Source organism: Paenibacillus sp. 203, assembly GCF_037027525.1.
GTDB lineage: Bacteria > Bacillota > Bacilli > Paenibacillales > Paenibacillaceae > Paenibacillus > Paenibacillus polymyxa_B.
Genome location: NZ_JAXCHD010000009.1, coordinates 25,519 through 52,009 on the forward strand (window position 1 = coordinate 25,519; position 26,491 = coordinate 52,009).

The following is a 26,491-nucleotide window of genomic DNA, read 5'->3' on the forward strand; positions in this document are numbered from 1 at the left end:
TAGCGATGTCGCCATTTCACTAAGGTGGTAACGCTGATGTTATGTTTTTTTTGCTACTTCCACACGGCTGCTCTGTCCTGCTTTTAACTCCTGTATGATTGCTAGTTTCTCAATCGCATTGTATGCGTTCTTCTTAGACAAAGGAAAACTCCCCTTCAAGTAGCGGTTTATTTATTAAACCTGCCTACTTGAAGGGGAGCATATCAAAATCGGTAGCCTGTTCCGTAATTTATAATAGCGAGGTTACGAACTTCACCTCCGGAAAGCGGCTATCCGGTCCTTTCATTAAGATTCCGCCTTGATTTTTCAGATACCTATCGAAGAAATCCAGCATATAGGCATTGATAACGGAGTTCGCTCTTTCGGGCGCAATCTGTCCTGTAATGCCCAGCATTTCGAAAATCGGAGAAATAAACTGTACGTCGGCAAAATTCAAATGCTCCGTATTTTCGATATAGAGAACTTGTCCCCCTTCGTCGACCGCTTCGCGCATCCGTTCAAGCTCCAACTTTTTATCTTCCGTTACTTGATCCTCCCACTCTCTTGTTGAGCCCATACGGTTAAGCTCTGCATCCGTGTAGACCCGGTTATCCATCACCATTTTTAATTTTTCGAAATAGCTTTCCGAGTTGATGAACAAAAACGGCTTTCGCAGACCCTCTCTGTCACGCAGTCGATAAAGCCCTCCATCAAGGTCTATTCCAACCGCGATTCGCGGATCGTAAGAAGCGTCATAGGTCGTCGCTCCGCCGATGGAATGACCGAACACCCCGACATGACCGAGATCAATCCTCCCTTTTAGATCACTTGGAAACTGCCCCGATTGGATGAGCTCGAATTGGTCCAGCGCAAACGCCACATCACCGGTTAAAACTTGTCCCAACTTGTCGCGATTTCCTCTACTCGTCTGGTAATCATGGGCGGGCGAGAATAAGTCGTTGGTTGTGCTGGTCGTGATTCGCCCGTCCGGAAACTCGGTTGCAAATGTATTGTAGGTGTGGTCGATCACTGCCACGATATATCCATGACTCGCGAGATTTTCGGCTTGCGACGTGTGGAGGAACCTGGAAGAGCCATTGCCGGGATTCGCAAGGATCAGCGGGTATGAAGTCTGTGCCGAAGAGACTTCGGCCCCCGAATAAGCATGACTGGATACGTACTTCAGATGTTGAAAAGTAAACTCAGGAAGGCCATAGTCCGCGGCCATATAACGTAAAATCTGGGTATTGGGAATAAAGGGAGCGTACTTGTCGGTGCCAGCTTGAGCCGGATACCATACCTGAACCATCAATTCCCTTTTGCCTGTCGCGGTTTTGCCAAATGTCTCCTCCCGGCTTGGATCGATGAAATGAAAGACTTTCGTGCCTACCTTCAACTCGCCGGTTGGCGCCGGAAAGTCGAATACGGGAAACACATAGAGGAAGCACGCCGTTGCGATTAGCCCAATCACGATAAAAAGGCGGCCCAGCACCCTACGGATTCGCGAGGCAGTCCGAACGACTTTCAGCGTTATGAAAACGTCTATAAGCGAAAGCATAAGCATTAGGATCGTAAATCCGTATAAAAATAAAAGCTGAACCCTGTATCCTTCGACAAGCAAATGTATCACTAAAAAAATAGAGCCTGCTCCGCTTGTCACGAGCAAAGCTGGTCTTCGGATACGTTGATTGATAATGAACAGGAGTGCCAACAAACAAGCACTTGAAAAGAATAGCAGCATTTCAAAAAACCTCACGCCAACTCCCCCTTAAAAATAATCCTATCAATGGATTAGTATAGAGGAGCAGCTAGGTTGATACCATTGATCTAGATGACAATTGCCTAACACTCTTGTAAGGTTGCGCGACGATGGCGCAGAAAACAGCATGTAATGTGCTGATTCCTGCCTTTCGGCCGGGGTCCGGAAAGGAATGCCCCATCCGCCGCATGTCATGGCCAGCGGATGTTGAACAGGTGGGGGGCTATTTGACGCTTAACGTAACAGGAGTGGAATGTAGCTATGTATGTGGAATTATCCTGTAGGATTTGCTTTAAAGGCTGAACCGATCTACGAACTGCTTGATCAGTTCATTCAATAATCCGGCGGCCTTCGTAGGAAGGCGATGATCAGCTTTCTTAAGGAAAACCAGCTCACTATTTGGTAATTGTTGATGCAATATTTTGGCATAGGGATGAAAGTGCTTATCTTTTTCACCATAAACGAGCAGGACAGGAAGATGGATTTCCTCGAGCCGTGAGGTGCAGTTGTACTTCAAGCTGTATCGATAATATTGTTCGACATTCCTTGGATTTCCCTGCTTCGCATCGTTGAATAACTTACGGAATAAAGATAGCTGTTTCGTTTGTGACCAAGCATTAGAAAGGGCAATCGTACCGATTGTGCCGATTTTGGAAAGAGCAATGCCCAAAGAAATTTTATTTCTTAGTCGCCATTCGTTTACTTCCGACATTCCACTGATAACAATGCCTCCCCATGCCCGATCTGGGTAAGTCAAGAGGAATTCAAGTACTATCGAGCCCCCGGTAGAATATCCACACAGAAATACTTTATCAAGGCTCATCCGGTCCATCAAATGTTTAATATCCAGGGCGATGAGAGGGTAAGTAACCGTTTGCTGGGAAGGCTGACTTTTACCGTGTCCTCTAATATCAAAAGCTATAGTTCGAAAATGGGGCGAGAGTCCTTGGATTTGGTATGTGAAATTTAAGCTTGTGAGTACTGGAGGGTGAATGAATAGGATGGCCATTCCTTCACCAGAATCTATATAGTGCATGGAATGTTCATTTATGTTTGTCGTAGTCATGGTTATGCTCTCTCCCTGAATGGTTTTGATCTTAAATTTGGCTTATTAGATTCAAAAAATTCATGGAGGTGTAACTTTAATTGCTTGTATGAGATACCTTTGTCCCGATGATCCAATGCAGGAATAATATTTTAAGTACAAGAAAAAAATAAGAAGATCAAGTTTTTCTAAGAAAGGGACACATACATGGGCATGAAAAATAAAGTTACCATTGCAGTAGTGCTAAGTTTATTGTTGTTGGTCTTGGGCTGTAGAGCGGACTCCAGTCAACAGCTAAAACAACAGAGTGTGAAGCCACCTATTACAGTAAATCAAATGGGCAAAAAACCTGTCATTATGATCTTGATTGATTCGTTAATGGATAAGCCTTTGCAAGATGCGATTCAAGCAGGCCGCGCACCGGCAATGCAATATCTCCTGAAACAAGGGCAATATTTCCCGCAGGTAGTGAGTTCATTTCCCACGATGTCTGTGACAATCGACAGTACATTATTAACGGGAACGTATGCAGACCAACATCATGTGCCTGGACTCGTTTGGTACAGCGACCAAAAGAAACGCATGATTCTCTACGGCAATGGTGCCAAAGAAGCCTTGAAGATAGATCAAATGCAAGTATTCTTAGACGCAATTTACCAATTAAACCAAGTTCATTTGAACAAAAAAACGAAAACCATACATGAGGAATTGGCTGACAAAGGTAAAGAATCCGCGTCCATCAATGCTGTTGTCTTCAGAGGGAAAACGAAACATGCCTTAAAGGTGCCTGACTTCATAGCGAATAGCAACAGGGTGCCAGAAAAAATGATAGTAACAGGACCTAAATGGTTATCTTATGCAGCTCTGGCACAATTGAATCCGAAAAATAGCTGGAATACTCCTTTGTGGAAAAAATTTGGGATGAACGACGAATTTTCCGCAAAAGATACCGCTTTTCTAATAAGTCAGAAGAAACTTCCAGACGTAACCATCACATACTTTCCAGAGAATGATAATTTGGCGCATAGAAAGGGCCCGACTCAACTGGAGGGAATCGAAAAAGCGGATCAAGCACTGCAAACTGTGTTGAATGCATATGGTTCGTGGGAACAGGCTGTAAACAATGCGACATGGATTGTCATGGGTGACAGTGCGCAAAGCGCTATTTATAATGATCGACAGGTAGCAACGGTTGATTTAAAGTCGCTTTTGAATCATTACCGCATTGCAAAATTAAATCAACCAGTAAGAAACGATGACCAAATCGTGATTTCTGCTAATGAACGGATGGCTTATATCTATGCCATAAACGATGATGTGGAATTATCCAATGTGGTGAGGTTTTTACAAAATGAGGACAAGCTCGACATTATCGCTATGAAAGATGGTAAAAACAATATTCATGTTACAAGGGGGAAAAAGGGTAAGCTGTTTTCTTATCATCCTGGTGGAAAATACACCGATGAATATGGACAATCGTGGACATTGTCGGGCGAAGAAGCCCTTGTGGATATTACGATAAATAACAACCGGATCAAATATGGAAAATATCCAGACGTTTTGGCGAGGCTGCACGGGGCAATGTATTCACATGAAGGAAGATATATTGTCGTCACGGTACAACCCGGATATGAACTCGTCGGTGAAAGTTCTCCCACCCACATCGGTGGAGGTGCTCATGGTTCGTTGCATGAAAAAGATTCCCTTGTCCCATTAATTATTTCCGGAACGAATACACGCCCCAAAACACTGCGAATCGTTGATATAAAAGACTGGATTATGCAATTGGTGAATGGATAAGTATTATTGTTCTTGATATTAAAAACGTACCCCATTAGTATATAAGCATACAGTTATATAAATGAAAGGAGGTTACACATTGGAGCAACTTGGATATATAGCCGATCATTTAAAGCTATTGGGCGATAAAACTCGGTTGGCCATGCTTTCCCTGCTAAGAGAGAGAGAATGGTGTGTTTGCGAATTTGTAGATATCTTTGATATGTCGCAGCCAGCAATTAGCCAACATTTGAGAAAATTAAAGTCGCAAGGAATTGTAAAAGAAGAACGACGAAGTCAGTGGGTATACTATTCCTTAAATGTAGACGACAAGCCGCATATTCAAGCCGTTCTTGAGCGTATGCCAGACTCCAAGCAGATTTTAAAATGGCTGAATAAAGAGGAGCCGATAGCATCTTGTGCACCGGATTCATCGGCTTGCTGCTCATCCTAAAGGCTGTTCCGTTTATCTCCTTGGGGGATAGACGGTGTTTTTAACATAAGTATATGTTTATAAGGTAATGTAATGGAGGTTTAAAACATTGATTTTGTTGGCATGCATTATATTTTTAGCCACTTTAGTGCTGGTGATCTGGCAGCCTAGAAATCTGTCTATCGGCTGGTCTGCTTGCGGAGGTGCCATACTCGCCTTGCTGGTGGGTGTCGTCGATTTACATGATGTTTGGGAAGTTACTCATATTGTCTGGAATGCGACACTGGCTTTTGTAGCCATTATTCTGATTTCGTTGGTGCTTGATAAAATCGGCTTTTTCGAATGGGCGGCGCTCCACATGGCACGAGCTGCGCGAGGAAGCGGAACCCGGATGTTTGTTTATGTGACCCTTCTTGGCGCCGTTGTTGCTGCTTTTTTTGCGAATGACGGTGCGGCCTTAATACTGACACCGATTGTACTGGCGATGGTTCGAGCACTTAAATTGGATGAGAAAATGATTTTTCCTTTTATCATAGCGAGCGGTTTTATTTCAGACACGACGTCGCTTCCGCTTGTGGTCAGCAACTTGGTCAACATTGTGTCAGCCGATTTCTTTGGGATTACCTTTATGGAATATGCGAGTCGCATGATTATACCTAATTTATTTTCTTTAGCAGCCAGTATAGGGGTACTGTATCTTTTTTTTCGCAAAAGTATTCCGAAAACGTTTGATGCGGCACAATTAATCACGCCTGCGGAAGCGATTAAAGATCCAAAAATATTCCGTATGTCTTGGATCGTTCTCGCGGTTTTGTTCGTTGGCTACTTTGCATGCGAATTTTTTAACATTCCCGTTTCGGTGGTGGCCGGTATTATTGCTATCTTTTTCTTATTGATAGCGCGTAGAAGCCCTGCAGTGCCGATGAAAGAAGTCATCAAGGGCGCTCCATGGGCCATCGTATTTTTCTCTATCGGAATGTATGTTGTGGTGTATGGTCTACGTAATGCCGGTTTGACGGATCTGCTGGCCCATGTGATTCAAGCGGCTGCCGATCAAGGTATGTTTGTGGCCACCATGGGCATGGGTTTTATTGCGGCGATTATCTCGTCGGTCATGAATAACATGCCTACGGTCATGATTAATGCGCTTGCCATTGATGCCACCCATACAACCGGTATGGTCAAAGAGGCGTTGATTTATGCTAACGTCATTGGTTCTGATCTGGGGCCGAAAATAACTCCGATCGGTTCATTAGCCACGTTGTTGTGGCTGCATGTGCTTCGTTCGAAAAACGTGAAAATTTCTTGGGGAACTTATTTTAAGACAGGCATTGTCTTAACCATTCCTACACTTTTTATGACCCTACTGGGCTTATATCTATGGTTAATCATTTCATAATTGAACATTGAAGGAGACGGTAATGATGGAAAAGAAGACAATTTACTTTTTATGCACTGGTAATTCTTGTCGCAGTCAAATGGCAGAAGGCTGGGCCCAAAAATACTTGGGAGACCGTTGGAATGTATACAGTGCGGGCATTGAGGCACACGGCCTTAACCCTAAAGCGGTGCAAGCGATGAATGAAATAGGGATCGATATCTCCGGACAAACTTCAGATATTATAGATCCTGCTTTGCTGAACAGCGCGGATTTGGTTGTGACCTTGTGCGGAGATGCTGCTGATAAATGTCCTATCACACCTCCGCACGTTCGTCGTGAACATTGGGGATTTGATGATCCGGCTAAAGCAAAAGGAACAGAAGAAGAGAAATGGAGCGTGTTCCAGCGTGTACGGGATGAAGTCGAGGCTCGTATTCGGAAATTTGCGGAGACTGGTAAATAAACAAGCTGCACAGCTATAGTATTTCAAACAAGCACGCCTCCTTAAAGAGGTGGTGCTTGTTTGGCGTTTTTCTCCTTCACAGAATACTCTTCTAGCACCTTTGTTTTATCTCCATAGATCCTATCCAAATGATCTTCTCCCCATAAGCAAAAACGATCAAGCAGATCTTTAAAATCCCATCCATATTCACTAAGCTCGTACTCCACTTTGGGTGGAATCTGGTTATAAATGATGCGGTGGATGATTCCATCCTTTTCAAGCTCTCTAAGCTGTTGGGTAAGCACTTTTTGGGTGATTTTCGGAATGAGTTGACGAAGTTCGTATGTACGTTTTCTGCCGCTGGTTAAATGATGCAGGATGATGCCTTTCCACTTTCCACTGATGACCTCCAAAGTTGCCTCGATCCCGAGCATATAGGTTTTGGCTTTGTGTTCCATAGACTTTCCCCCTCTCCGATCTGTAGTACAAAAGGCACTAAGGAACCTAAAAGTACCTACAGTACATTGAAGTGCGTACTTCACACTTTCATATATATCAACCATAATAGCATCTGTAGACAGGGTTCAACAATTATGAGGAGAAAGAAGGTTACGGATAACATGAAAGTTCTATTGGTCGTGACGCATCCTAGAGAGGATTCACTTACCCTTGCGGTCATGAATCGTTTTGTAGAGGGATTGAAAGAGAATAAGCACGAGGTAGATATTTTGGACTTGGATCGGGATGGATACAATCCGGTGTACAGCGCCGCAGATGAGCTGGATTGGAATACGACCCATAAACAATATGCTCCTGAAACGCGGAAAGAAATGGATAGAATTGCAGCTGCGGATGCTCTGGTCTTTGTGTTTCCACTATGGTGGTACAGTGTGCCTTCCATGCTAAAAGGGTACCTGGATAAAGTCTGGAACAAAGGTTTACTTCAGGAATTTACGACGAAGCAGGTTTTGTGGATGTGCTTGGCAGGAGGGACGAAAGAACATCTGATCAAGTATGAATATCACGATTTGGTTACTAATTATTTGAATAAAGCCATTGCTGGTTACGCAAGAGTAAGAGAGTCCAAGGTGGAGTTCTTCTATGATACTTTGTCCGAGTCGAAAGAATACATTGCAGGTTTACTGGAGCACGCTTATCAATTAGGTCGGGCATATAAGTGAGTTTTATTCTGATAACAATGGGAAGTTAATATTATTGAAAAAGGGTTAAGGCTCGTTAGACGGCACTTAACCCTTTTTTATTTTATAGACGAGACTCTATCCTTTTATAGGCTCGTGCATAGGTGCTGACGGTGCCCCTTGCATAGATAACCCGCCGCCAGTTGTGCTTGCTGGAACAACGGGATGTGGTGAACCCTTTTCAGAAGCAGAACCCGCAGTTTGCTTGGCCAGCTTCTGTTTTTCCCACAGGGCCCTGGCGATCACCAGCATGGAGAGTACACCCACATATAGTAACAGAGAACCGAGTTCGGGAAGCATCTCTTGCAAAGGTGCACCACGCAGACCCATGGTGCGCAGGAATTTATACATCCATACAAAGGGGAAGAAATCACCGATTTGAATCGCTAAAGGTGGAAACAGTGATCTGGAAAGAACAGCCCCCGATAGAACAAAAGCAGGCATGAGTATCATCACCATTCTGCCGATGGCTATTCCCGGATGTGCAGCGCCCCATGCAACCAGGACATTGATACAAACGGTACCGAATACATACAGGACAACTGGAATTATAAAGAGAATTGGATTGGCCTCGAAACGGCCTCCCCCAAACACTTTAAGCATCCCGAGAGAGAAGATTAAGCCAGCCGTCGAAAACAGCGTATAAGGAAGCATACGCAGCAGGATGTTGAATGGATTTTGCAGCTCAGCAGCCAGCCTCTTGGAAACTCGGAGTCTGGCGACCAGAGGTAAGCTATTTATATTCAGTATCATAAAAGAGAACATACAAGTGAATGCAAGTATCGTCGTATTCTGATAGTCATTAGTTGGATTAAACAGGGAACGCACTTCCAAGGCGATACCATTGAGGGCCCCTTGAGCCTGTTCTGCGTTCATCCCGGTTTTCAACATAGCTGGAACAGACAATTCCATATTCTCGGAAACGCTAATTTCCTGCATAGCTGTACGAATCGAAGTAATAGATTGAACATTGGTATTATCGAGAATGAGACCCACGCGGCTGGAAAGGGAGCGATTGTGATTATCCTCTAAACCATGCGGCAAGGAAATAACAGCCAAATATTGCTCGTGATAAAAATACTGTTCAGGGTTGTCCGTATACGAAACAATCTCAGCTACGTTCATATACGGGGAAGCATCTATTTTCTGAATGAACTCACGGCTGTAAGCTGTGTTATCTTGATCCACTACTACCACGTTAGCGTCGTTAATTTGGCTGCTTGGGAGCAACAGTGAATACCCCAGTACGGCAATCAACGGGAAGATAATAGCTATGATCGGATACTTGGAGTGAACCAGATACGACCATTCATCACGAAGAGATTTCATTTGTATTCACCTCAACTGTCATGCCTGGTAGCAAAGCTGCTTCTCTTGTTACATATACACGTACCTGGAATGTAGCGGTATCTGCTTCTCCTTTTTCACGGGACATCTTCACATTAGCGAATTGTGGTGCAGCAGTTACATAGCGTACCGTACCTTTCAGGTCCTTATTGAGACCAGAGATATGAGTTTTAATTTCTTGATTGGCCTTGAATTTCCCCGCTTGTTCTTCATTCACATAGAGATCGTAATATAAATCATTGGTTTCCAGGGTAATCACAGGAGCCCCTTGCGCCACATTTTCGCCGACTTTGGTACTAATCGAAGTAACCTTGCCATCCTGTGGTGCTTTTAACACCAGGCGTTCTTTTTTGAGCAGCAACGTTTTAAGCTGAACTTCCTGTGTGTCTTTTTGTTGCTTTAAGAGGTCAATAGCCAGCTTCTGATCTGCCAACTGTTGACGACTCTGCTGAATGGTTTCTAGCTGGGTCTTGGAACGATCGACGGACAATTGGGCACCGCGAATTTCTTCCTCGGCTTGTTTTACCGAAACGGCTGCTTGTGTCGTCTGTTCACTGGCCTGCATACGTTCTTCGGAAGTGGCACCATGAAGTAGTTTTTGAAGAGACTCTTTTTGCTGGCTCAACTGATTTGTCGCTAAAGTCAAAGAGGATTCGGCATCATCCAACGCTGCTTTGGATGCACTTCCTGCATCATAGAGTGCTTTATTACGCTTATAGTTGGTTTGCGCCGTCTGAACGTTTTTGGTAGCGGAGGCTACGGCAATTCGTTGCTGCTGAACATCTTCAGCCCGAGCCCCGTTATTGACCTGTTGTTCCGCAGCAGTGGCTTGACGCTCAGCCGCTTGTGCCCGCTGCAATGCCGCCTGACTTTTACGCTTAGTCACTTGAGCTTGCGCGATATCTAGCTGTGCCTGTTTTTCCTGAGTTGCTGCTCGTGTATACCCTAAATGGATGGATTGTTGTTGTTGGCTGATTTGCGTATTGAACTGGGCGATTTGTGTCCGCAGCTGCTCAATTTGCAAATCCACATCTGTGGAATCCAAAGTCATAAGGACAGTTCCTTTTTTCACCTTAGTTTCTTCTGTTACCGGGATGTTCAGGATTTTGCCTCCTACTTGTTCAAACGATACATGAATGCTATCCGCATTTAGTGTTGTGCCTTTAACGGATCGAGAAGCATTGACTTGATCTTGTCCGTTGGTCTGGAGTAGGAACCCCCCGCCGATAAGACAGGCGATAGAAATGAGAGGGATGATGAGGCTGGTGACTTGTGTGCGATTCATGAGTAATACGCTCCTTAAATTCATAAAATGAGTTAAACAGAGACTCGAATAAATAAATATCCTGATATGTACATTTTATTTATTCTTTTATTTAATATTTTAAAAGTTAGTCGGCTAACTAAAACGCAAAATTAAAACTTATTCTGGTTTTGCTGCTTTATATATCTCTTTTGCTTGAGGGATGCCGCTTTCTATTTTTTGCAGTAAAGTCAGGAGCAGCTCTTTTTCATCGGTGGACAGGTAGCTCATCAGTGTGGAAGTGCTTGTAAAATGTATAGGCAGCAGTCTTTCCATCATTTCTGTTCCTTGATCGGTCAGTTTAACAATGCTCATGCGGCGGTCGGAAGGATGAACAGATCGAATAATAAGCCCATCGCGTTCCAGGCGGTCAAGCAGACCGGTAACGGTAGGCTTGCTAACCCCTACTTTCTCCGCAAGCTCTGTAGCCAGCAATCCTGTATGGATGTTGCGGTACAGAAGAATTAATATCGAAAATTTACCATGAGATATACCGAATTTCTCAAAGCCCTCAAAGCTGACTTTAAAAACACTGGAAGATACTCGCATAAAAAATAACATAGCTTCCGTCGCTCTTACATCAATCTCGGGGATACGCTTAGAAAATTCTTGTAGCGCCTCACGAGTGGGCAAGTCCCGTAAATCAAAATCCATAAGGTTCTCCTTTCTTCTTACAGTATGTTCCAATCGACAAATTAGTTAGCCGACTAATCTTAATCTATTCAAAAATGAATTTCAAGCTAAATTTTGTTAATCGTCATGCGGATTTTCACCATATGGAGGGTTCTTCGTACAATAATTCAAGTTATTCCCTACATTGATATTTACAATGAAGTGCTTGATAATAAGTGGATATCGTACGAGACCAAAAACTCAAAAGTGAGGAACCTGTAATGACGACAAAATTATACTACACTGCTCCAAATCTTACGGAGTGGGACACTCATATTACACAGAACATGGAAAGAGACGGAAAATATTTGGTTATGCTGGAGGAAACGGCCTTTTATCCGCATGGCGGAGGTCAGCCTTGTGATACAGGAACAATTCAGGGCATCCGTGTATTAGATGTTGTTCTTGAGGATGGGGATATTTGGCATCAGGTAGAGCGTTTGCCGGAGGATAGGAAAGTAGCCTGCCGATTGGATTGGGAGCGCAGATTTGATCATATGCAGCAGCATAGCGGGCAGCACTTGCTGTCAGCGGTTTGTCTGGAGTTGTTGGGTGCGCGTACTGAAAGCTTTCATCTGGGACAAGAATATGCCACGATTGATGTGAACTGTTCGGATGTAACGCCTGCGCAGCTATCGGCAATCGAGCAGGAAGTAAATCAGCAAATCTATAGTAATCGCAGCATCAAAAGTTTTTTTGTAACCAGTGAGCAATTGAAGGATATTCCGCTGGTGAAAACGCCCAAAGTGACAGAAAATATTCGGATTGTCGAGATCGAGGGCATTGAATATAACGCTTGCGGCGGCACACATGTAGCTCAGACCGGGGAAATTGGGATCATTAAATGCTTAAAATGGGAGAAGCAGAAGGGGATGGCAAGAATCCATTTCAAATGTGGCGTTCGCGCACTCCAGGATTTTAACGATAGTGTTCAGATATTGGACGTGTTATCTACGAAATTCAATACCGGGCGGAAGGATATTTTGACTCGATTCGAAAAGTGGGAGCAGGAGCATAAGCAGCTCAAGGCGCAAGTGGAGCTTCTGCAAGAGGAAAATGCATCGTATCAGGCGAAAGAGTTGCTATCTGCTGTACAGGGGCATGTTCTTGCTCGTGTATTCGAACAGAAATCCTTTCAGGAGATGCAGCAATTGGCTACCAAGCTGACAGCTGAGCATGATCTGCTTGTTTTATTTGCCACAACAGCAGAAAACAAAATCATTCTGGCACACAACGGTACCCAATCCATTAGCTGCGGAGCGTTTTTAAAGGGAAATCTGGGCGCGTTTCACGGTAAGGGGGGCGGTAGCAACCAATCTGCTCAGGCAGCATTCTCGTCCCGCGAAGACCTTTTGAATTTCTTTGAAACGGCCCAGCGGCAGTTCATTCAGGGCTGATGTAATGGAGGATTAGTGGCGTAGGGGAAGCTTCCACTTTTCCTTTTCTGTAAATAAAATAAAAGAAAAAATAAGTACAACAACAGCGCCCCAAACGGCTTTATCCCCAATTGTCAAAGTTAGAAATCCCCCCAGCAAGGCTCCTACCAAGAAGGCTGCCAGGATAACACCATAACGCATCGCTCGAATGGCAGCGTTCGTGTCCTTGGTCGTTATGGCGACATACACAGCCTCGATAGCTGATCGGAGGTTACCGGTGCTGACCGTGGAGGTGTACGGCACATCAATGAGCTTGCGGAAGGAAGTCATTTGCACGGAAGCGACGAACGAGACGATCACCACCACTACCGTATTGGGAACTCCTTGCGGAATCAGTCCCACGATGAAAAAAATTGCAATTTCCAATAAAATAATTGCGCGGGTCCAGTCCGGAGTTAGACGGTGGGTTGATTTTCGTTTAATCCCTTCAGCAACAAAAACGCCCAGTGAAAAGGCGATCAGGGGTGGGATATAGGATAACGCCTGAATCCAATGCCCCTGAATGACTTTGACAGCCAGCAGCACGATATTGCCTGTCTGTGCGTTGGCGAAAACACCGCCTCTTCCAACAAAGGTATATGTGTCCAAAAAGCCCCCTACTAATGATAGTAAGGCGCCCAGTCGCAACGATTCGGACGTTACCTGATGTAAATGTATTTTACCTTTCATAAACACGGCATATAAGCCTCCTATGCTAAACGTCGATTGTTTAAAGCTAACACGAAAATCCAGGACCATACAATTAAATTAATCACTTAAGCATGAAAATGACACAAAGAAGCCACATCAGGTCCCATACAATAGAAAGGACGTGATGCGGCTTCTTTGGGGATGCTCGTTTTTAGTCCCCATACGGGACTTTAAAGGGTGCTTATCGCAGGGCTTGAACGAGCGCCTCGCCAAATGCCTGTGCGCCATCTGGACCGTCGGCCGTAATAATGTCGCTATGCACAACGACATGCTGCGCCACATATTCGGCTTGATGCGATTGGAGCTGATCTTTTTGTACATCCACTGGATAGCATGTAGCCGTTCTACCAGAGAGTAGTCCGGTTTGAGCCACGGCTACAGAGCCTGCGCAGATGCCAGCCAATAAAGTCTTTTGCTCATGAGTTTGTTTTAGCAGAGCTTGGAGATCCGCGTTATTCCACAGATGGTCATTCGTACCTGATCCGCCGATCACAGATACTACATCATAATCAGCCAGCACAGCGTCTGTAAAAACAAGATCAGCTGTCGCTTTACCGTTGTAGTCCCCCGTGATTTCGCCTGTTTTTGTACTAGCTAGCGTCACAGTAACACCTGCTTGCTCCAGTGCTTCCTTGGGTTTAAACAATTCATCCTCATTAAAGCGCTCTGGGGGTATAATAAAAAGAGCTTTTTTACTCATACTTTATTCCTCCTTGAATGTGTAACGTTATCTACTATTGTAGGGTGGCTTCGTCAGGCTGTGAAGAATGCACTTTCAAGTACGGAGGTTACCTGCAGGTTACTATTAGAGTGCAAGACCATGATGGTTTAGAAGGAGTTAGTTGATATATGACCGATACGCTGAGGGAAGAAATACGGGAAAAGATCGTTAACGGAGACTATAACTGCGAAAAGGAACTAACCTTGTCAGTGTTAAGCGGAAAATGGAAGGTCGTCATTTTATGGCATCTGGGTGTGGAAGGAGCGCACCGTTTCAGTGACCTGCAAAGGCTGTTTCCGAAGCTGTCGCATAAAGTGCTGACCAATCAGTTGCGGGAGTTGATGGAGGACGGTATTGTGCATCGGGAAGTGTATCCCGAAGTGCCTCCAAAAGTGGAATATTCAATGACTGAGCTGGGAATGACGATTTTACCGATTGTGGAGATGATGTATGACTGGGGGAAAAAACGGGTGCAATCCATTCGTGAGGAAATGCAACGCAGCGGTGAGGGGAACGTTTAAAGTTCCTTTATATGAAGAACGCCTTGCACTATGAGTACAAATTGCACTTAGAGCAAAGGCGTTCTTTGGCATGTTAGCAGTCTGTGTGTGGTTATCATGTTAGTTTAGGAAAAATAGCTGTAGTCCATATAGATCATTGCTTTTCTAGTGCTGGTAGAACCTCAATCCAGCGTGTAGCCCAAGTACCGATATGGTCAAACAAAGGAGCTAAGTCGCGTCCCTTATCTGTAAGAGAGTATTCAATCCGTACAGGCTTCTCAGGATAAACCATACGTTGTATGATCCCTTCTTCCTCCAGCTCTTTCAAACGGTCGGAAAGGACCTTTCCGCTTAAATTAGGGATTGAATTCTCAATAGCGACGAAACGTTGCGGACCATTGGTTAGTTGAAATACGATCAACACCGTCCAACGCTTACTCAGTAGCTCCATAGCTTTTTCAAACCGTGGGCACATCTGCGGAATGTTCATGTGATCACCTCATGCTCTTATTATTAACGATTCACTGTTAAAAGTAAATGATTTTACTTTACATAAATTTATTACTTGACGAAATTGAATGATATAAATATACTTTGTTACATAAAGTAACTTGTTGGATTTGATACGGAGCCTTTTATGTGAATACTTAAAAATTGAACTTGTTTTGATAAGATTAATGATAAAATGAACAGGTACGAACGAATCGTTGTGGTTATGGTTTGGGCGCAGGGGGAAGTCGGATGAAGCTGGAATGTGAAGTGTGTGTAGTTGGGGGAGGACCCGCAGGGACTTTGTTATCCTGTCTACTGGCGGAGCAGGGTGTTTCCACGATATTGGTTGAGCGGCAGAGCTTGCCCGGAAAGGCTTTCCGCGGTGAAATTTTAAATGATGAGGGTCAAGAAGTGATCCAAAAGCATAAGCTGCTCGAACAAATTCATGAGGATTATATTCTCGCCTCCACAAGAATCGAGTATTGGCAGCACCAGCAGCAGGTAAAAACGGTCAAGCCGGGTTCAGTAAATGGTAATGTAGGGGTTCATATTCCACAGCCTCGATTTTTGGAGGCTTTGCTCAAGCAGGCGTCCATCTACGAGTCTTTCCGTTACCTGGCAGGTACAACGGTGACTGCGTTGGAGGGGAACAGCACGCAGGGGTATACCGGCTTGATCGCCCGCAATAAGAACGGTCATGAGATCACGATTGACAGTTCGTTGATTGTAGGGGCAGACGGTCGCTATTCGACTGTGCGCAAGCTGGCTCAGATGCCTGTGACGAACATTCGACACGGCTATGATCTGCTATGGGCGAAAATCACGGCACCTGCTGGGTGGGAGCCTGTCACTCGTCTGGCACGGGTCAACGGAGGGCAGTTGGCTTTATTCTCGCAGGCTGAGGGCTATATTCAAATTGGCTGGAATGTGGAGGAAGGTAGCTTTTCAACCCTGTTTAAGCAATCCTTTGAACCATTTATACAACTGTTTACCGAGGCTTTTCCAGATTTGAAGCATAGTGTGCATGATCACATTCGTTCATGGAAGGACTTCGTACCGTTGGATATTTTCAGCAGCCGCAGTGACACCTGGACGCAGAACGGACTGGTCCTTATTGGAGATGCGGCGCATACCATGACACCTACCGGAGCTTTTGGCTTGAATGCAGCTTTGAAGGATGCCGATGTGCTAGCTAGTGAGCTTCTTCGTTTACGACAGAAGAGCTATACCGCAGGAGACCTAAAGGCGTTCGAAGACGGACGACGACAGGCTGTCACCGAGCTTCAGGAACGGCAGCTGACGATGGAATCCACGTTCCATGAACATTTCTTACACATAGTTCAATGATTTATACCCTGACAATAACGATTAGCCTTTGAAGAATAGGCATTTTCTATATAGAGCTCATATAAAGGATGGTGCAGGGAGATGAACCAAAAAGATGTAGCTACGCTACTTAACGATAAAATTCAAACCGTTCGTGGAGAGCAATCTTCGACGATTTTGGTAGGACCGATCAAGCTGCCAGTTAATTTGGAAGGAGAAACGGTTGTTTTTCAGTGGTACTGCTGGTTGCACGTACGGGATGAGGAAGATCGTCAGGATTTACTGAATGCCACTGCTGAAACGATTGTGAAGCGATTGTCCACACTGGATTTGGCAGAGGGACAACAGTCAAGCGTTTTGGTGTACGGTGATCTTCAACAGTCGGAAAATGCATTAGTTCGCATGCATAGTATTTGTCATACTGGAGATATTTTTGGTAGCAAGCGTTGTGATTGCGGATTTCAACTCCACCAGTCCATGAAAATGATCGTGGAGCATGGAACGGGTGCATTGTTCTATCTGGCTAACCATGAAGGCCGCGGAATCGGTTTGTTTAGTAAAGCAATGGCTTATATTCTGCAGGAAGAGGGCATGGATACTGTCGAAGCCAATCATCAATTGGGTTTTGAAGATGATACACGCAACTATGCGGATGCCATTAGTGTGCTCCGTCACCTGAGACAAAAACCGGTAACTTTGATTACAAATAATCCTAAAAAAATGGATGCCTTGAAGAAATCGGGTATGAATGTGGCGGGTCGCATGCCGCTCTGGGGCGATGTGTCGCAATATAATGAACGGTATTTGAATACAAAAGTGGAACGATCCGGCCATTTGCGGGATTCCGATCTCAGGGAGGTTCTATGACCACTCACGAAAAATATATGCGCCTGGCACTGGAAAATGCCAGAAGTGCTAAAGGGCAAACAGAACCGAATCCGCTCGTCGGATCAGTCATTGTCAACAACGGTCGTATCGTTGGGATCGGCGCTCATCTGAAGCCCGGCGAGCCACATGCCGAGATTCATGCGTTGCGTATGGCGGGTGAACACGCTCAGGGAGCGACGATTTACGTAACGCTGGAGCCGTGTTCCCATCACGGTCGGACAGGCCCGTGCGCGGAAGCGATTGTGAAGGCTGGCATTCGTCGAGTGGTGATTGCAGCGCTGGACCCGAACCCGCTGGTTTCCGGCAGAGGGGTACAGATTTTGAAAGATGCGGGCATTGAGGTCATTGTCGGAGTATGTGAGCAGGAATCCATCCGCATGAATGAAGTGTTCAATCAATATATCGTGAGCAAGCGTCCTTTTATTACGATCAAATCGGCAGTAACGCTGGACGGTAAAATTGCGACCCGGACCTCGGAAAGCAAGTGGATTACATCTGAGGCTGCACGGGAGGATGTGCATCGTCTTCGTAACGAGCATGTGGGAATCCTGGTCGGTGTACAGACGGTGATTCACGATAATCCTCAGCTTACGACTCGTCTACCGGAAGGACGGAATCCGATTCGTATCATTTTGGATAGCAAGCTTCGAATTCCATTGGATGCCCGTGTCATTACAGATGGGGAGGCACCTACCTGGATATTCACAGGACGCACTTATGATGAAAGCAAGCGAAGCCAGTTGGAACAGCTTGGTGTGAGGATATATCCGACACAGGATGAAAACAGCGATCGGGTGAACCTGCCGCAAATGCTGGATATTCTGGGTGCGGCGGAGGTATCATCGGTGTTCGTGGAAGGCGGAGCCGAGGTGAACGCTTCGTTCGTGCAGCAAGGGCTGGCAGACAAGCTGGTGCTGTACATTGCACCAAAGCTGGTTGGAGGACGCGCTGCCCCGGGATTTCTCGGGGGAGAGGGCGTGTCTGCGATGAGCGATGCGGTGGCATTGCAGGATTTGAGCGTAACGCAGGTGGGCGTAGACTGGAAAATAGAAGGGTATTTTGAGCGGGGAAAATGAGTGAGTTGTTTCGAGTGAAGGAGGCTCCGCGAAGGGGTTGATCTTCCGATCGCTGTTGCAGTGGGATTCTTCGGATTGTATTAAGATATTTAAAAGGTAAGAATCCCACTGCAAAGGCGAACGCTACCGCTTCTCCAGATTCAACCCCCTCGCTCCGCTGCTGCCCACCGCAAAGTCACTCATTTTTCGAAATGGTACGGAGCATGGGAAGGTCATTAGAAACTAAATACTCAAAAACTTATAAATTCAAAACAGAGAATCTGAAGGGCTAAAAGGCCTGGAGGATTCTTTTTTTATATGCTAAACGTTTATTAGGGTGAATGGTTAATGGGATGAATAACTCATAGGGTGAATGTCTTATGGGGTGAAGTCGAGATAACATAATTACGCATGCTTGGGTTTTTCGTACTGGTTTCTTATGTATTTTTAGAGACTTTCGCCTCGTTTAGTTAGAATATAGAAATAAAAGGATTGACCTGGAAATTGAGATCAAGCACAATGAAGTTGAATTCAACTTGGAAGAGAGAAGGGAAAAGCCTTGCAGTAAAAGGGATTAGAGAAATCAAAGGAGGATGTAGGTTGTGAAAAAAACGATATTATGCTTGTTAAGTGCCAGTCTGATATTTTTAGCTGCACCAGTTTCTACTAAAGCCTTTTCGGGTGAGGTCACACAAGGCGCTGGCTCATATTCAACCACACTACCTACCGGAGCAGCAACACCGCAAAACGAGATTTACAAAACAGCGAATATAACCAGCCCAATGCCTACCAATGACTGGTGGAGCAGTCTGGCCTGGGTACCGTACTCCGAGGCTCAATATCCACATCCCCTTGCCTTGAAAAATCAGCAAAACGGTTTACGCATCTTTAACCCGAGTGGGAAAATTACGGTAAATACTGGATACATCGCAGGCTGGATGGATGATGTGAACGATTTTACCGTCGGTCATTCTGTAAGCGCTTCATTTCCTGATGCCAAGGTGGACGGTTTCAGCGACTGGTTTGTCAAATCATTATTTCAAAGCGGCAGCAATAAAATGAGTGCTACCTATGGACACGGCTCCCCCTATGTTTTTTTTGAGTTTGGCGGTGGCAATCCCAAGCTTTCATTTAATGGGGTACCAGAGGTATGGTCTGGGTCAGCTAGTTCTCCTGTACTTGGCATTACGGTTAATGGCTCACACTATGGTCTGTTTGCTCCTTCAGGCAGCACTTGGTCTGGCCTCGGAACGAGTACTCTGATCAATCAATTGAACGGGAAAAACTATTTTACAGTGGCGGCTTTGCCTGACAAAACAAAAGCGACATTGGACAAGTTTCAGCAATACGCTTATTCTTTCGTTACAAACTCCAAAGCACAGTACAGCTATAACGAAGCCTCTTCCGAGGTAACGACCACCTTTAACGTTGCAACCACAGCAAAGGAAGGCACACAAAGCGGCACTATTTTTGCCTTATACCCGCATCAGTGGAAGAATTCATCACAACCCCTGCTAGGCTATACGTACAATTCTGTACGTGGTCTGATGAAAACAGCAGAGGGTGCGTCTTTTCAAACGAAAATGAAATTTACAGGAGTACTGCCTTCCCTGCCCGACTTGGGGTCCTACGATAAAAATACGCTCAACAATTATATAAACGAAGCGAAAGCAGAAGTCTACTCCGGCGATAGAGATACGTACTGGACTGGAAAACGTCTGGGCAAGCTAGCAGCGCTGGCGCCGATTGCCGACCAGGCTGGCAATACCGCAGCAGCGACCCAGTTCCGCAATGAGATCAAAAGCCGGCTGCAGGACTGGTTTAAGGCCAGTGACAGCTCGGGGAATCTGAAAAGCTCCAGTCTATTTGTGTATAACAACCATTGGGGGACATTGATCGGTTATCCCGACAGCTTTGGTAGTGCGGTAGAATTAAATGACCATCATTTCCATTATGGCTACTTTATCAAGGCCGCAGCCGAAATTGCACGTGTGGACAAGAGCTGGGCATCCGATTCCCAATGGGGACAAATGGTGCAGTTGCTCATTCGCGATATCGCCAATACCGACAGGTCTGATTCAAAATTTCCGTATTTGCGTAATTTTGATCCCTATGCCGGGCACACTTGGGCTTCCGGCCATGCCAAATTTGGCGACGGCAACAACAATGAATCCTCCTCGGAGGCGATGAATGCTTGGGCCGGTCTTATTTTATGGGGCGAGGCGACGGGAAATACTCAAACTCGTGATCTCGGCATCTATCTATACACAACGGAAATGAATGCGATTAACGAATACTGGTTTGATGTGCATGGCACAAACACCCCTGCAGGGATGCAAAGCGCGACGGCAAGCATGATCTGGGGCGGTAAAACGGTAGGGAATGCAACATGGTGGACCAATAATGCCACAGAGGTGCATGGTATCAACTGGCTCCCGATTACCTCGGCCTCCTTGTATCTGACGCAATATTCGGAGTATGCGGCTAAGAACTATAACGATCTGCTGCGAAAAAGCGGTGGGAACTTCAGTCCGTGGGAAGATATTGTGTATATGTACAGAGCGATCTCGGACCCGTCCGATGCCAAGGCCAAATTCAGTGCACGCGCAGCGGCCATGACACCGGAAGCAGGGAATTCCAAGGCGAATGCCTACCACTGGATCTACAATTTGGATGCTTTAGGCAACATCGACCGCAGCATCACCGCTAATTCACCTATTTATGCTGTATTTCATAAAAACGGTGTAAAAACTTATGTGGCCTACAACTTTACAAACCAGGTCAAAACGGTAACCTTCTCAGATGGGCACAGTATTACTGTGCAGCCGAATAGCTTTAATACCGGAAATGGAAGCGGCGGTGGCAATCCGCAACCTGATACGGAGGCTCCATCCATCCCGGCGAATGTTCGAGCTACGACCAAAACGGCTTCGGTAGTCACGCTGGAGTGGGATGCAGCTACAGACAATGTTGGCGTTACGGGTTATATCGTTTATAAGGACGGGGCTCAGGCAGCAGAGATAAGCGGTACTTCCGCTTCAATTACAGGGCTGAGTGCAGCTTCCACTTACAGCTTTACCGTTAAGGCTCGCGATGCAGCGGGCAACCTATCTGCAGCAAGCAATTCCGTAGAGGTAACGACAGAGCCAGCATCTGGTGGTAATGAGGGTGGCGGAGAAACGGAGGATTATAAAGTAGGAGCTCGCTTTGTCAGCGATCGTGAAGCATTGCTTCAATTTACACCCAAAAAAACAGCCTCAGCCTATGTTGACGTGCATTATACTTTAACGGGTGGACAACAGCTCAATTACCGGATGACAAACAACGGCGGTGTTTGGGAGCAGCGGGTTACAGACCTCGATATCGGGAAGGCTGTCAGCTATTGGTTTACCTATGAAAAGGCGGGATTGCAATACGAGACCCCTTCATTCAGCTATACACACCAGCAGACTTCTTCTACAACAACAGACGTTCCACAACTTCCACTACCGAGCGTTGATCCCGTTTTCGAAAAAACATCCTAGTGGATCAGACCTAAGATACGAACGCGACAGTTAACTATAGAAAGAAAGACACAAGGGAAGCACATACGCTTCTCCTGTGTCTTTTTTTATAGGGTCGTAATACTTTCACCATGTTCGTGAGTTCCAGGTTGAGCGATAATGATAAAGGCTGATACAGAAAGATATTACCGAGGCGTGGATTTCCAAAGGTCCCGCAGTGCCTACCCTGATTGGGTCAGGTATCCTGTAAATCTGATGTATCTATCAACAATTAGGGTTCAATTCCCAATCGCCTTCCACGCGACTTCTGGTAGAGTATTCGAATGATCGAATAAAAACAGTGAAAAGACCCGGATGAGAGCATCCCATGTCTGGTCTCGATGACAGATACCGGGACGATGGCTATGCGGCCAGCGGATACCGGAGAGAGCAAGCGCCGACAGGCTCCGAAGCTTCGGGAGATGCGAGTTCACAGTCGAAGTCGGACTGCTGGACACCATCTTAGGAACACGGGAACAGGCGGTATCTTCCTTTTTCCTCAAGCTTGGCCCCGCCGTCCACACCGGAGGGATGCTCTGCAAGGGTCACTAACCCTACTACAACAAATAAAAATAAAAAATCCTCTTTTTAAAAGTGTGTTGATTTTAAGGCGGGCAGCAGCGGAGCGGACCATTTGAATCTGAAGAAGCGAAGCGTTCGCCTTTGCCACTGAATTTTTACCCTATAACGGGTTCATCCATTCTAAAAATTCAGTGGCAACAGCGATCGGAAGATCAAATGGACCGCGGAGCCGCCACACATAGAAAGAAGCATACTTTTAAGTGGAGGATTTTAAATACTAGGAGTGATACGATGTTTAAGAAGATAACGATTAAATCTGATGAGCGCGGGCTGCTGTTCAAAAAAGGAAGCTACCACAAGTTGTTGCACCCAGGAACTTACCTATTAAAGACATTTCAGCAGGAAGCAGTTGAAATTTTGAATGTAGCCGAACCATTTTTTGTACCGGGTCATGATATTCGTTTGTTTTTGGCAGATCCCCTATTGCTTGAACAATTGAATGTCATCGATGTAGAGGACCATGAATATGTATTGCATTATGAGGATAATCGGTTTGTGGGGCTTCTGACGGCTGGGAAATATGCTTTTTGGAACATGCTTAAGGAGCATCGTTTTGTTCGTGCAGATACTCGGCAGCCTGCAATTGATAAGGCATTGTTGGGGCAAGCATTCTTGTCCAAGACACCGGGCTTCTGGAAGGCACTTCAGGTGGCCAGCTATGAAATGGGCTTTTTGTATTACGATCATGTGTTGCAGGGTGAGCTGAAACCGGGCAAATATTATTTCTGGATGTCCACAGTGAATACAGAGATCAAAACGATAGATATGCGACAGCAGCAGTTGGACCTGATGGGACAGGAAATCATGACAGAGGACAAAATCACGCTGCGCCTCAACTTTGTCTGTCAGTACCGTATCATCGACCCGTTGCGGGCGTTGGAATTCCGAGCATACGAGGAACAAATGTACATTATGCTTCAACTGCTGCTGCGTGAGTACGTTGGCACGATGAAGCTGGATGATTTGCTGAAAATGAAGCAGGAGATTGCGGAATATGTTTTGACTCGACTAAATGAGCAGAGCGGCGAATATGGAGTGACTTTTACGTCAGCAGGGGTGAAGGATATTATTTTGCCAGGGGATATCAAGGATATTCTGAATACCGTGCTGTTGGCAGAGAAGAAGGCACAGGCCAACCTTATCACACGACGTGAAGAGACGGCATCCACTCGTAGTCTGCTCAATACGGCCAAGCTGATGGACGAGAATGCCACCCTCTATCGTCTTAAAGAACTGGAATTCATGGAAAAAATCTGCGAGAAGATTGGCACGATTTCGCTGACTGGCGGGAATACGTTGCTGGAGCAGCTGAACACGCTGGTTCACATGAAAGAGGGGCAGGGACTCCAATAACGGAAAATACTCCCGAACGATGAGTGCAAGCCAGCTCAAGGTTCGGGAGTATTTTGCGTTTTAGTTCGTCTTGGTGGATGCAAGAAAAGCGTCCATATCGATCACCGGAATGAGGGTCCCCTGATGCTCCATCACAGTAGGGAACAACTCGCGCTGCCACTCTTCCTCATTGCTTTGTAGCTGACTGTCCTCGGTAGAAGCTGTGTCCTCTACCTGATCGACAAGCAGAGCAATCTTCGCACGGCTGAGCAAAATCATTTTGTCCTCGGAGGAATCGCTTGATGCAGGAAGAAGTAGCTTTTTGCGTAAGTTAAGGATTGTAAAGACACCACCGCGAATAGTCACCATTCCTTCATGCCACGCTTCGGAAAAGGGAAGTGGGGTCCCTTTTTTGGCATTCATGACTTCTTCTACTTCCACAAAGTTTAAAGCGAACTTTTTGTCCGCCAGACTGCACACAATAAATTCAGACATAGCAATTCTCCTTACATATTCAGATAAGCCATCACAGATTGTGAATGAGCGGTAAAATGGGTTAACTATTGCGTTTTGACAGATGGAACGATAAAGTTGAGGATGCGGTAAAGTAGTTGTAGTTAATCACAGAATATCACAAACGAGCAGTTAAATCTTCCAAAATAACAACCATACGGCCAAGGCGTGGCTTCAAGTTTCCCTTCATATATAATGTTGGGGACTAAAGCTGTGTCCGATGGCACTACATTTTAAGATAAGCGGGTTGAGGTAGAATGGATCATGAAAAGCAGCGATTAAGTATCGAGGCAGCCAGATTATACTATCTAAACGACTACAGTCAGCAAGATATCGCGGTCAGACTCGGGGTTTCGCGTCCTACGGTATCGCGGTTACTTCAGGCTGCCAAGGAACAGGGATACGTGCGGATCAGTATTGTGGACCCGATGGAGGATATGGACGCGCTCGGAGAGCAGGTGAAAAAGAAGTACGGACTGGATACTGTGTTAGTCTGTTATTCGCCGTTAAATGAATATCAGGAGATTAAGAAGCATATTAGCAAAAAAGCAGCCGATTATTTGCATGAAACGGTACAGGATGCTGATATTATTGGAGTGACATGGGGAACAACAATGCATGCCGTGGCGCTTCATCTCCAACAAAAGCAGGTCAAGGGTGTTGAGGTGGTTCAGCTCAAAGGAGGCGTGAGCCATTCACATGTCAACACATATGCCGTGGAAACCGTGAATTTGTTCGCAGAAGCCTTTCATACCATAGCAAGGTATTTACCGCTGCCTGTGATTTTCGACAGTCACGCTGTTAAGAAAATGGTCGAGGAGGATCGGCATATCCAGCGCATTATTGAACTTGGCAAGCAGGCGAACATCGCTGTGTTTACGGTGGGGACGGTCAAGGAGGATGCGTTGCTGTTCCGATTGGGTTATTTTAACGGGGAAGAGCAGAAGCTACTGCAAAGAATTGGCAAGGGTGATATTTGCTCACGCTTTTTTGACGCTGAAGGCAATATATGCAGTCAGGAAATCAATAGCCGTACCGTCGGGATTGATTTGCCTGATTTGCGAAAGAAGGAGAAGTCTATTCTCGTCGCTGGAGGCCAGCGTAAAGTGGAGGCCATTCGGGCATCGCTGCGTGGCAAGTATGCGAATATTTTGGTGACGGATCAGTTTACGGCTCAAGCACTTTTACAATAGAGCAAGTCGTCTCAACCCAGCAAAATATACGGTTATGGCACGTCCCTACAGGGTAATATGATATGTAGGTGACGACTTGTGCACAAGCTTGAACATAATTTCAAAATGTGTTTTACATATGTTCAAAGCCGTGCTATGATGGTCTCATCACAGAGAAATAAATGACTTTTGTCTTCACACTATTTATCTAATAAAGGAGCTTTTAGATATGAACATTGCAGCATTAATCGACCATACATTGTTGCGTGCAGATGCGACGAAGGATGAAATTACGAAATTGACTGCCGAGGCCAAAAAATATCAGTTTGCTTCTGTATGTGTGAACCCGGCATGGGTAGCTTATGCAGCAGAACAGCTCGCAGGCACAGGTGTAGCCATCTGTACAGTTATCGGTTTCCCGCTGGGAGCGAGCACGTCGGCAACGAAAGCATTTGAAACGAAAGATGCTATTGCTAACGGCGCGACTGAAATTGATATGGTTATTAACATAGGCGCTTTGAAGGCACGTGATGTACAGCTCGTCGAGCAGGACATCCGTGCGGTCGTCGAGGCAGCTGCCGGTACACTGGTAAAAGTGATTATCGAAACTTGTTTGTTGACAGACGAAGAGAAGGTACTGGCATGTGAACTGTCCGTCAAAGCAGGAGCGAATTTTGTGAAAACCTCGACAGGCTTCTCAACAGGTGGTGCTACTGCGGAAGATGTGGCTTTGATGCGCAAAACGGTAGGACCTGAGATTGGTGTTAAGGCTTCAGGTGGTGTACGCAGTCTGGAAGACGTGCAAAAATTAGTAGAAGCTGGCGCAAGTCGGATCGGTGCAAGTTCCGGTGTGAAGATCATCGAGGGCGAGCAGTCTACATCTTCCTACTAAGTTTATTTTAA

Annotated in this window: 26 protein-coding genes; 16 read left to right on the forward strand and 10 right to left on the reverse strand. The window is 45.6% G+C overall.

Annotated features, from left to right (window positions below):
- Window positions 1-229: 229 nt before the first annotated feature.
- A complete protein-coding gene (locus WA407_RS19885; protein ID WP_336078208.1) occupies window positions 230-1,735 on the reverse strand; it encodes an alpha/beta hydrolase family protein in 1,506 nt (501 codons plus the stop codon).
- A gap of 113 nt (window positions 1,736-1,848) precedes the next feature.
- Between WA407_RS19885 and WA407_RS19890 the strand changes: the two genes are divergently transcribed.
- Window positions 1,849-2,022: a hypothetical protein gene (locus WA407_RS19890; protein WP_336078209.1), complete on the forward strand. Its 174-nt coding sequence runs from the start codon at window positions 1,849-1,851 to the stop codon at window positions 2,020-2,022.
- An 8-nt stretch (window positions 2,023-2,030) separates the two neighbouring features.
- Here the strand turns inward: WA407_RS19890 and WA407_RS19895 are convergent, their stop codons facing one another.
- On the reverse strand, window positions 2,031-2,804 hold the full coding sequence (locus tag WA407_RS19895) for an alpha/beta fold hydrolase (RefSeq protein WP_336078210.1): 774 nt from the start codon (window positions 2,802-2,804) through the stop codon (window positions 2,031-2,033).
- Window positions 2,805-2,990: 186 nt separating this feature from the next.
- Here WA407_RS19895 and WA407_RS19900 point away from each other — a divergent pair, with 186 nt between their 5' ends.
- The 4 genes from WA407_RS19900 (at window position 2,991) to arsC (ending at window position 6,839) form a co-directional block, all read left to right on the forward strand.
- On the forward strand, window positions 2,991-4,583 hold the full coding sequence (locus WA407_RS19900) for an alkaline phosphatase family protein (protein ID WP_336078211.1): 1,593 nt from the start codon (window positions 2,991-2,993) through the stop codon (window positions 4,581-4,583).
- Window positions 4,584-4,662: 79 nt separating this feature from the next.
- Complete coding sequence (locus WA407_RS19905; RefSeq protein WP_061828949.1) at window positions 4,663-5,016, forward strand: ArsR/SmtB family transcription factor; 354 nt, start codon at window positions 4,663-4,665, stop codon at window positions 5,014-5,016.
- Window positions 5,017-5,104: 88 nt separating this feature from the next.
- Complete coding sequence (locus tag WA407_RS19910) at window positions 5,105-6,394, forward strand: arsenic transporter (protein ID WP_302058646.1); 1,290 nt, start codon at window positions 5,105-5,107, stop codon at window positions 6,392-6,394.
- Between the two features lie 25 nt (window positions 6,395-6,419).
- On the forward strand, window positions 6,420-6,839 hold the full coding sequence (gene arsC, locus WA407_RS19915) for an arsenate reductase (thioredoxin) (protein WP_254329462.1): 420 nt from the start codon (window positions 6,420-6,422) through the stop codon (window positions 6,837-6,839).
- A gap of 41 nt (window positions 6,840-6,880) precedes the next feature.
- Here arsC and WA407_RS19920 read toward each other — a convergent pair whose 3' ends face one another.
- On the reverse strand, window positions 6,881-7,276 hold the full coding sequence (locus WA407_RS19920; protein WP_235306393.1) for a winged helix-turn-helix transcriptional regulator: 396 nt from the start codon (window positions 7,274-7,276) through the stop codon (window positions 6,881-6,883).
- Window positions 7,277-7,438: 162 nt separating this feature from the next.
- Here WA407_RS19920 and WA407_RS19925 point away from each other — a divergent pair, with 162 nt between their 5' ends.
- Window positions 7,439-7,999 (forward strand): NAD(P)H oxidoreductase, encoded by a 561-nt coding sequence (locus WA407_RS19925; RefSeq protein ID WP_165179273.1) that lies wholly within the window; start codon window positions 7,439-7,441, stop codon window positions 7,997-7,999.
- A gap of 96 nt (window positions 8,000-8,095) precedes the next feature.
- Here WA407_RS19925 and WA407_RS19930 read toward each other — a convergent pair whose 3' ends face one another.
- The 3 genes from WA407_RS19930 to WA407_RS19940 form a co-directional block, all read right to left on the reverse strand.
- Window positions 8,096-9,346, reverse strand: a complete 1,251-nt coding sequence (locus tag WA407_RS19930; protein ID WP_061828944.1) for an ABC transporter permease — start codon at window positions 9,344-9,346, stop codon at window positions 8,096-8,098.
- Window positions 9,330-10,649, reverse strand: a complete 1,320-nt coding sequence (locus tag WA407_RS19935; RefSeq protein WP_336078212.1) for an HlyD family secretion protein — start codon at window positions 10,647-10,649, stop codon at window positions 9,330-9,332. The genes WA407_RS19930 and WA407_RS19935 overlap by 17 nt, the downstream gene beginning before the upstream one ends.
- 138 nt (window positions 10,650-10,787) lie before the next feature.
- Complete coding sequence (locus WA407_RS19940; RefSeq protein WP_336078213.1) at window positions 10,788-11,321, reverse strand: MarR family winged helix-turn-helix transcriptional regulator; 534 nt, start codon at window positions 11,319-11,321, stop codon at window positions 10,788-10,790.
- Window positions 11,322-11,560: 239 nt separating this feature from the next.
- Here WA407_RS19940 and WA407_RS19945 point away from each other — a divergent pair, with 239 nt between their 5' ends.
- Window positions 11,561-12,736 (forward strand): alanyl-tRNA editing protein, encoded by a 1,176-nt coding sequence (locus WA407_RS19945; protein WP_336078214.1) that lies wholly within the window; start codon window positions 11,561-11,563, stop codon window positions 12,734-12,736.
- Window positions 12,737-12,748: 12 nt separating this feature from the next.
- Here the strand turns inward: WA407_RS19945 and WA407_RS19950 are convergent, their stop codons facing one another.
- Together WA407_RS19950 and WA407_RS19955 are read right to left on the reverse strand one after the other, a co-directional pair.
- Window positions 12,749-13,450 (reverse strand): YoaK family protein, encoded by a 702-nt coding sequence (locus WA407_RS19950; RefSeq protein ID WP_336078215.1) that lies wholly within the window; start codon window positions 13,448-13,450, stop codon window positions 12,749-12,751.
- 196 nt (window positions 13,451-13,646) lie between these two features.
- Window positions 13,647-14,165, reverse strand: a complete 519-nt coding sequence (locus WA407_RS19955) for a DJ-1/PfpI family protein (protein ID WP_336078216.1) — start codon at window positions 14,163-14,165, stop codon at window positions 13,647-13,649.
- Window positions 14,166-14,314: 149 nt separating this feature from the next.
- Between WA407_RS19955 and WA407_RS19960 the strand changes: the two genes are divergently transcribed.
- Window positions 14,315-14,707, forward strand: a complete 393-nt coding sequence (locus WA407_RS19960; RefSeq protein WP_039273904.1) for a winged helix-turn-helix transcriptional regulator — start codon at window positions 14,315-14,317, stop codon at window positions 14,705-14,707.
- Window positions 14,708-14,840: 133 nt separating this feature from the next.
- Here WA407_RS19960 and WA407_RS19965 read toward each other — a convergent pair whose 3' ends face one another.
- Entirely contained in the window at window positions 14,841-15,176 is a 336-nt protein-coding gene (locus WA407_RS19965; protein ID WP_023990392.1) for a winged helix-turn-helix transcriptional regulator, read from the reverse strand.
- Window positions 15,177-15,427: 251 nt separating this feature from the next.
- Between WA407_RS19965 and WA407_RS19970 the strand changes: the two genes are divergently transcribed.
- From WA407_RS19970 to WA407_RS19995, 6 genes are all read left to right on the forward strand, one after another.
- The gene (locus WA407_RS19970; RefSeq protein WP_235306388.1) at window positions 15,428-16,525 is read left to right on the forward strand and encodes an FAD-dependent monooxygenase; all 1,098 of its coding nucleotides are present in this window, start codon (window positions 15,428-15,430) and stop codon (window positions 16,523-16,525) included.
- Window positions 16,526-16,606: 81 nt separating this feature from the next.
- A complete protein-coding gene (locus WA407_RS19975; RefSeq protein WP_336078217.1) occupies window positions 16,607-17,371 on the forward strand; it encodes a GTP cyclohydrolase II in 765 nt (254 codons plus the stop codon).
- Window positions 17,368-18,468 (forward strand): bifunctional diaminohydroxyphosphoribosylaminopyrimidine deaminase/5-amino-6-(5-phosphoribosylamino)uracil reductase RibD, encoded by a 1,101-nt coding sequence (gene ribD / locus WA407_RS19980; RefSeq protein ID WP_336078218.1) that lies wholly within the window; start codon window positions 17,368-17,370, stop codon window positions 18,466-18,468. Before WA407_RS19975 ends, ribD begins: the two co-directional genes overlap by 4 nt.
- 581 nt (window positions 18,469-19,049) lie before the next feature.
- Window positions 19,050-21,971, forward strand: a complete 2,922-nt coding sequence (locus WA407_RS19985) for a glycosyl hydrolase (protein ID WP_336078219.1) — start codon at window positions 19,050-19,052, stop codon at window positions 21,969-21,971.
- A gap of 346 nt (window positions 21,972-22,317) precedes the next feature.
- Window positions 22,318-22,455 carry a hypothetical protein gene (locus WA407_RS19990; RefSeq protein WP_336078220.1) on the forward strand — a complete coding sequence of 46 codons (138 nt, stop codon included), beginning with the start codon at window positions 22,318-22,320 and terminating at the stop codon, window positions 22,453-22,455.
- A 347-nt stretch (window positions 22,456-22,802) separates the two neighbouring features.
- On the forward strand, window positions 22,803-23,924 hold the full coding sequence (locus WA407_RS19995; protein ID WP_336078221.1) for a slipin family protein: 1,122 nt from the start codon (window positions 22,803-22,805) through the stop codon (window positions 23,922-23,924).
- A gap of 60 nt (window positions 23,925-23,984) precedes the next feature.
- Here WA407_RS19995 and WA407_RS20000 read toward each other — a convergent pair whose 3' ends face one another.
- The gene (locus tag WA407_RS20000) at window positions 23,985-24,398 is read right to left on the reverse strand and encodes a chemotaxis protein CheW (protein ID WP_336078222.1); all 414 of its coding nucleotides are present in this window, start codon (window positions 24,396-24,398) and stop codon (window positions 23,985-23,987) included.
- Between the two features lie 275 nt (window positions 24,399-24,673).
- On the opposite strand from WA407_RS20000, the gene WA407_RS20005 reads away from it, so the two are divergent.
- On the forward strand, window positions 24,674-25,609 hold the full coding sequence (locus WA407_RS20005) for a sugar-binding transcriptional regulator (RefSeq protein WP_023990386.1): 936 nt from the start codon (window positions 24,674-24,676) through the stop codon (window positions 25,607-25,609).
- A 208-nt stretch (window positions 25,610-25,817) separates the two neighbouring features.
- Entirely contained in the window at window positions 25,818-26,480 is a 663-nt protein-coding gene (gene deoC / locus WA407_RS20010) for a deoxyribose-phosphate aldolase (protein WP_134903747.1), read from the forward strand.
- The last annotated feature ends 11 nt before the right edge of the window (window positions 26,481-26,491 follow it).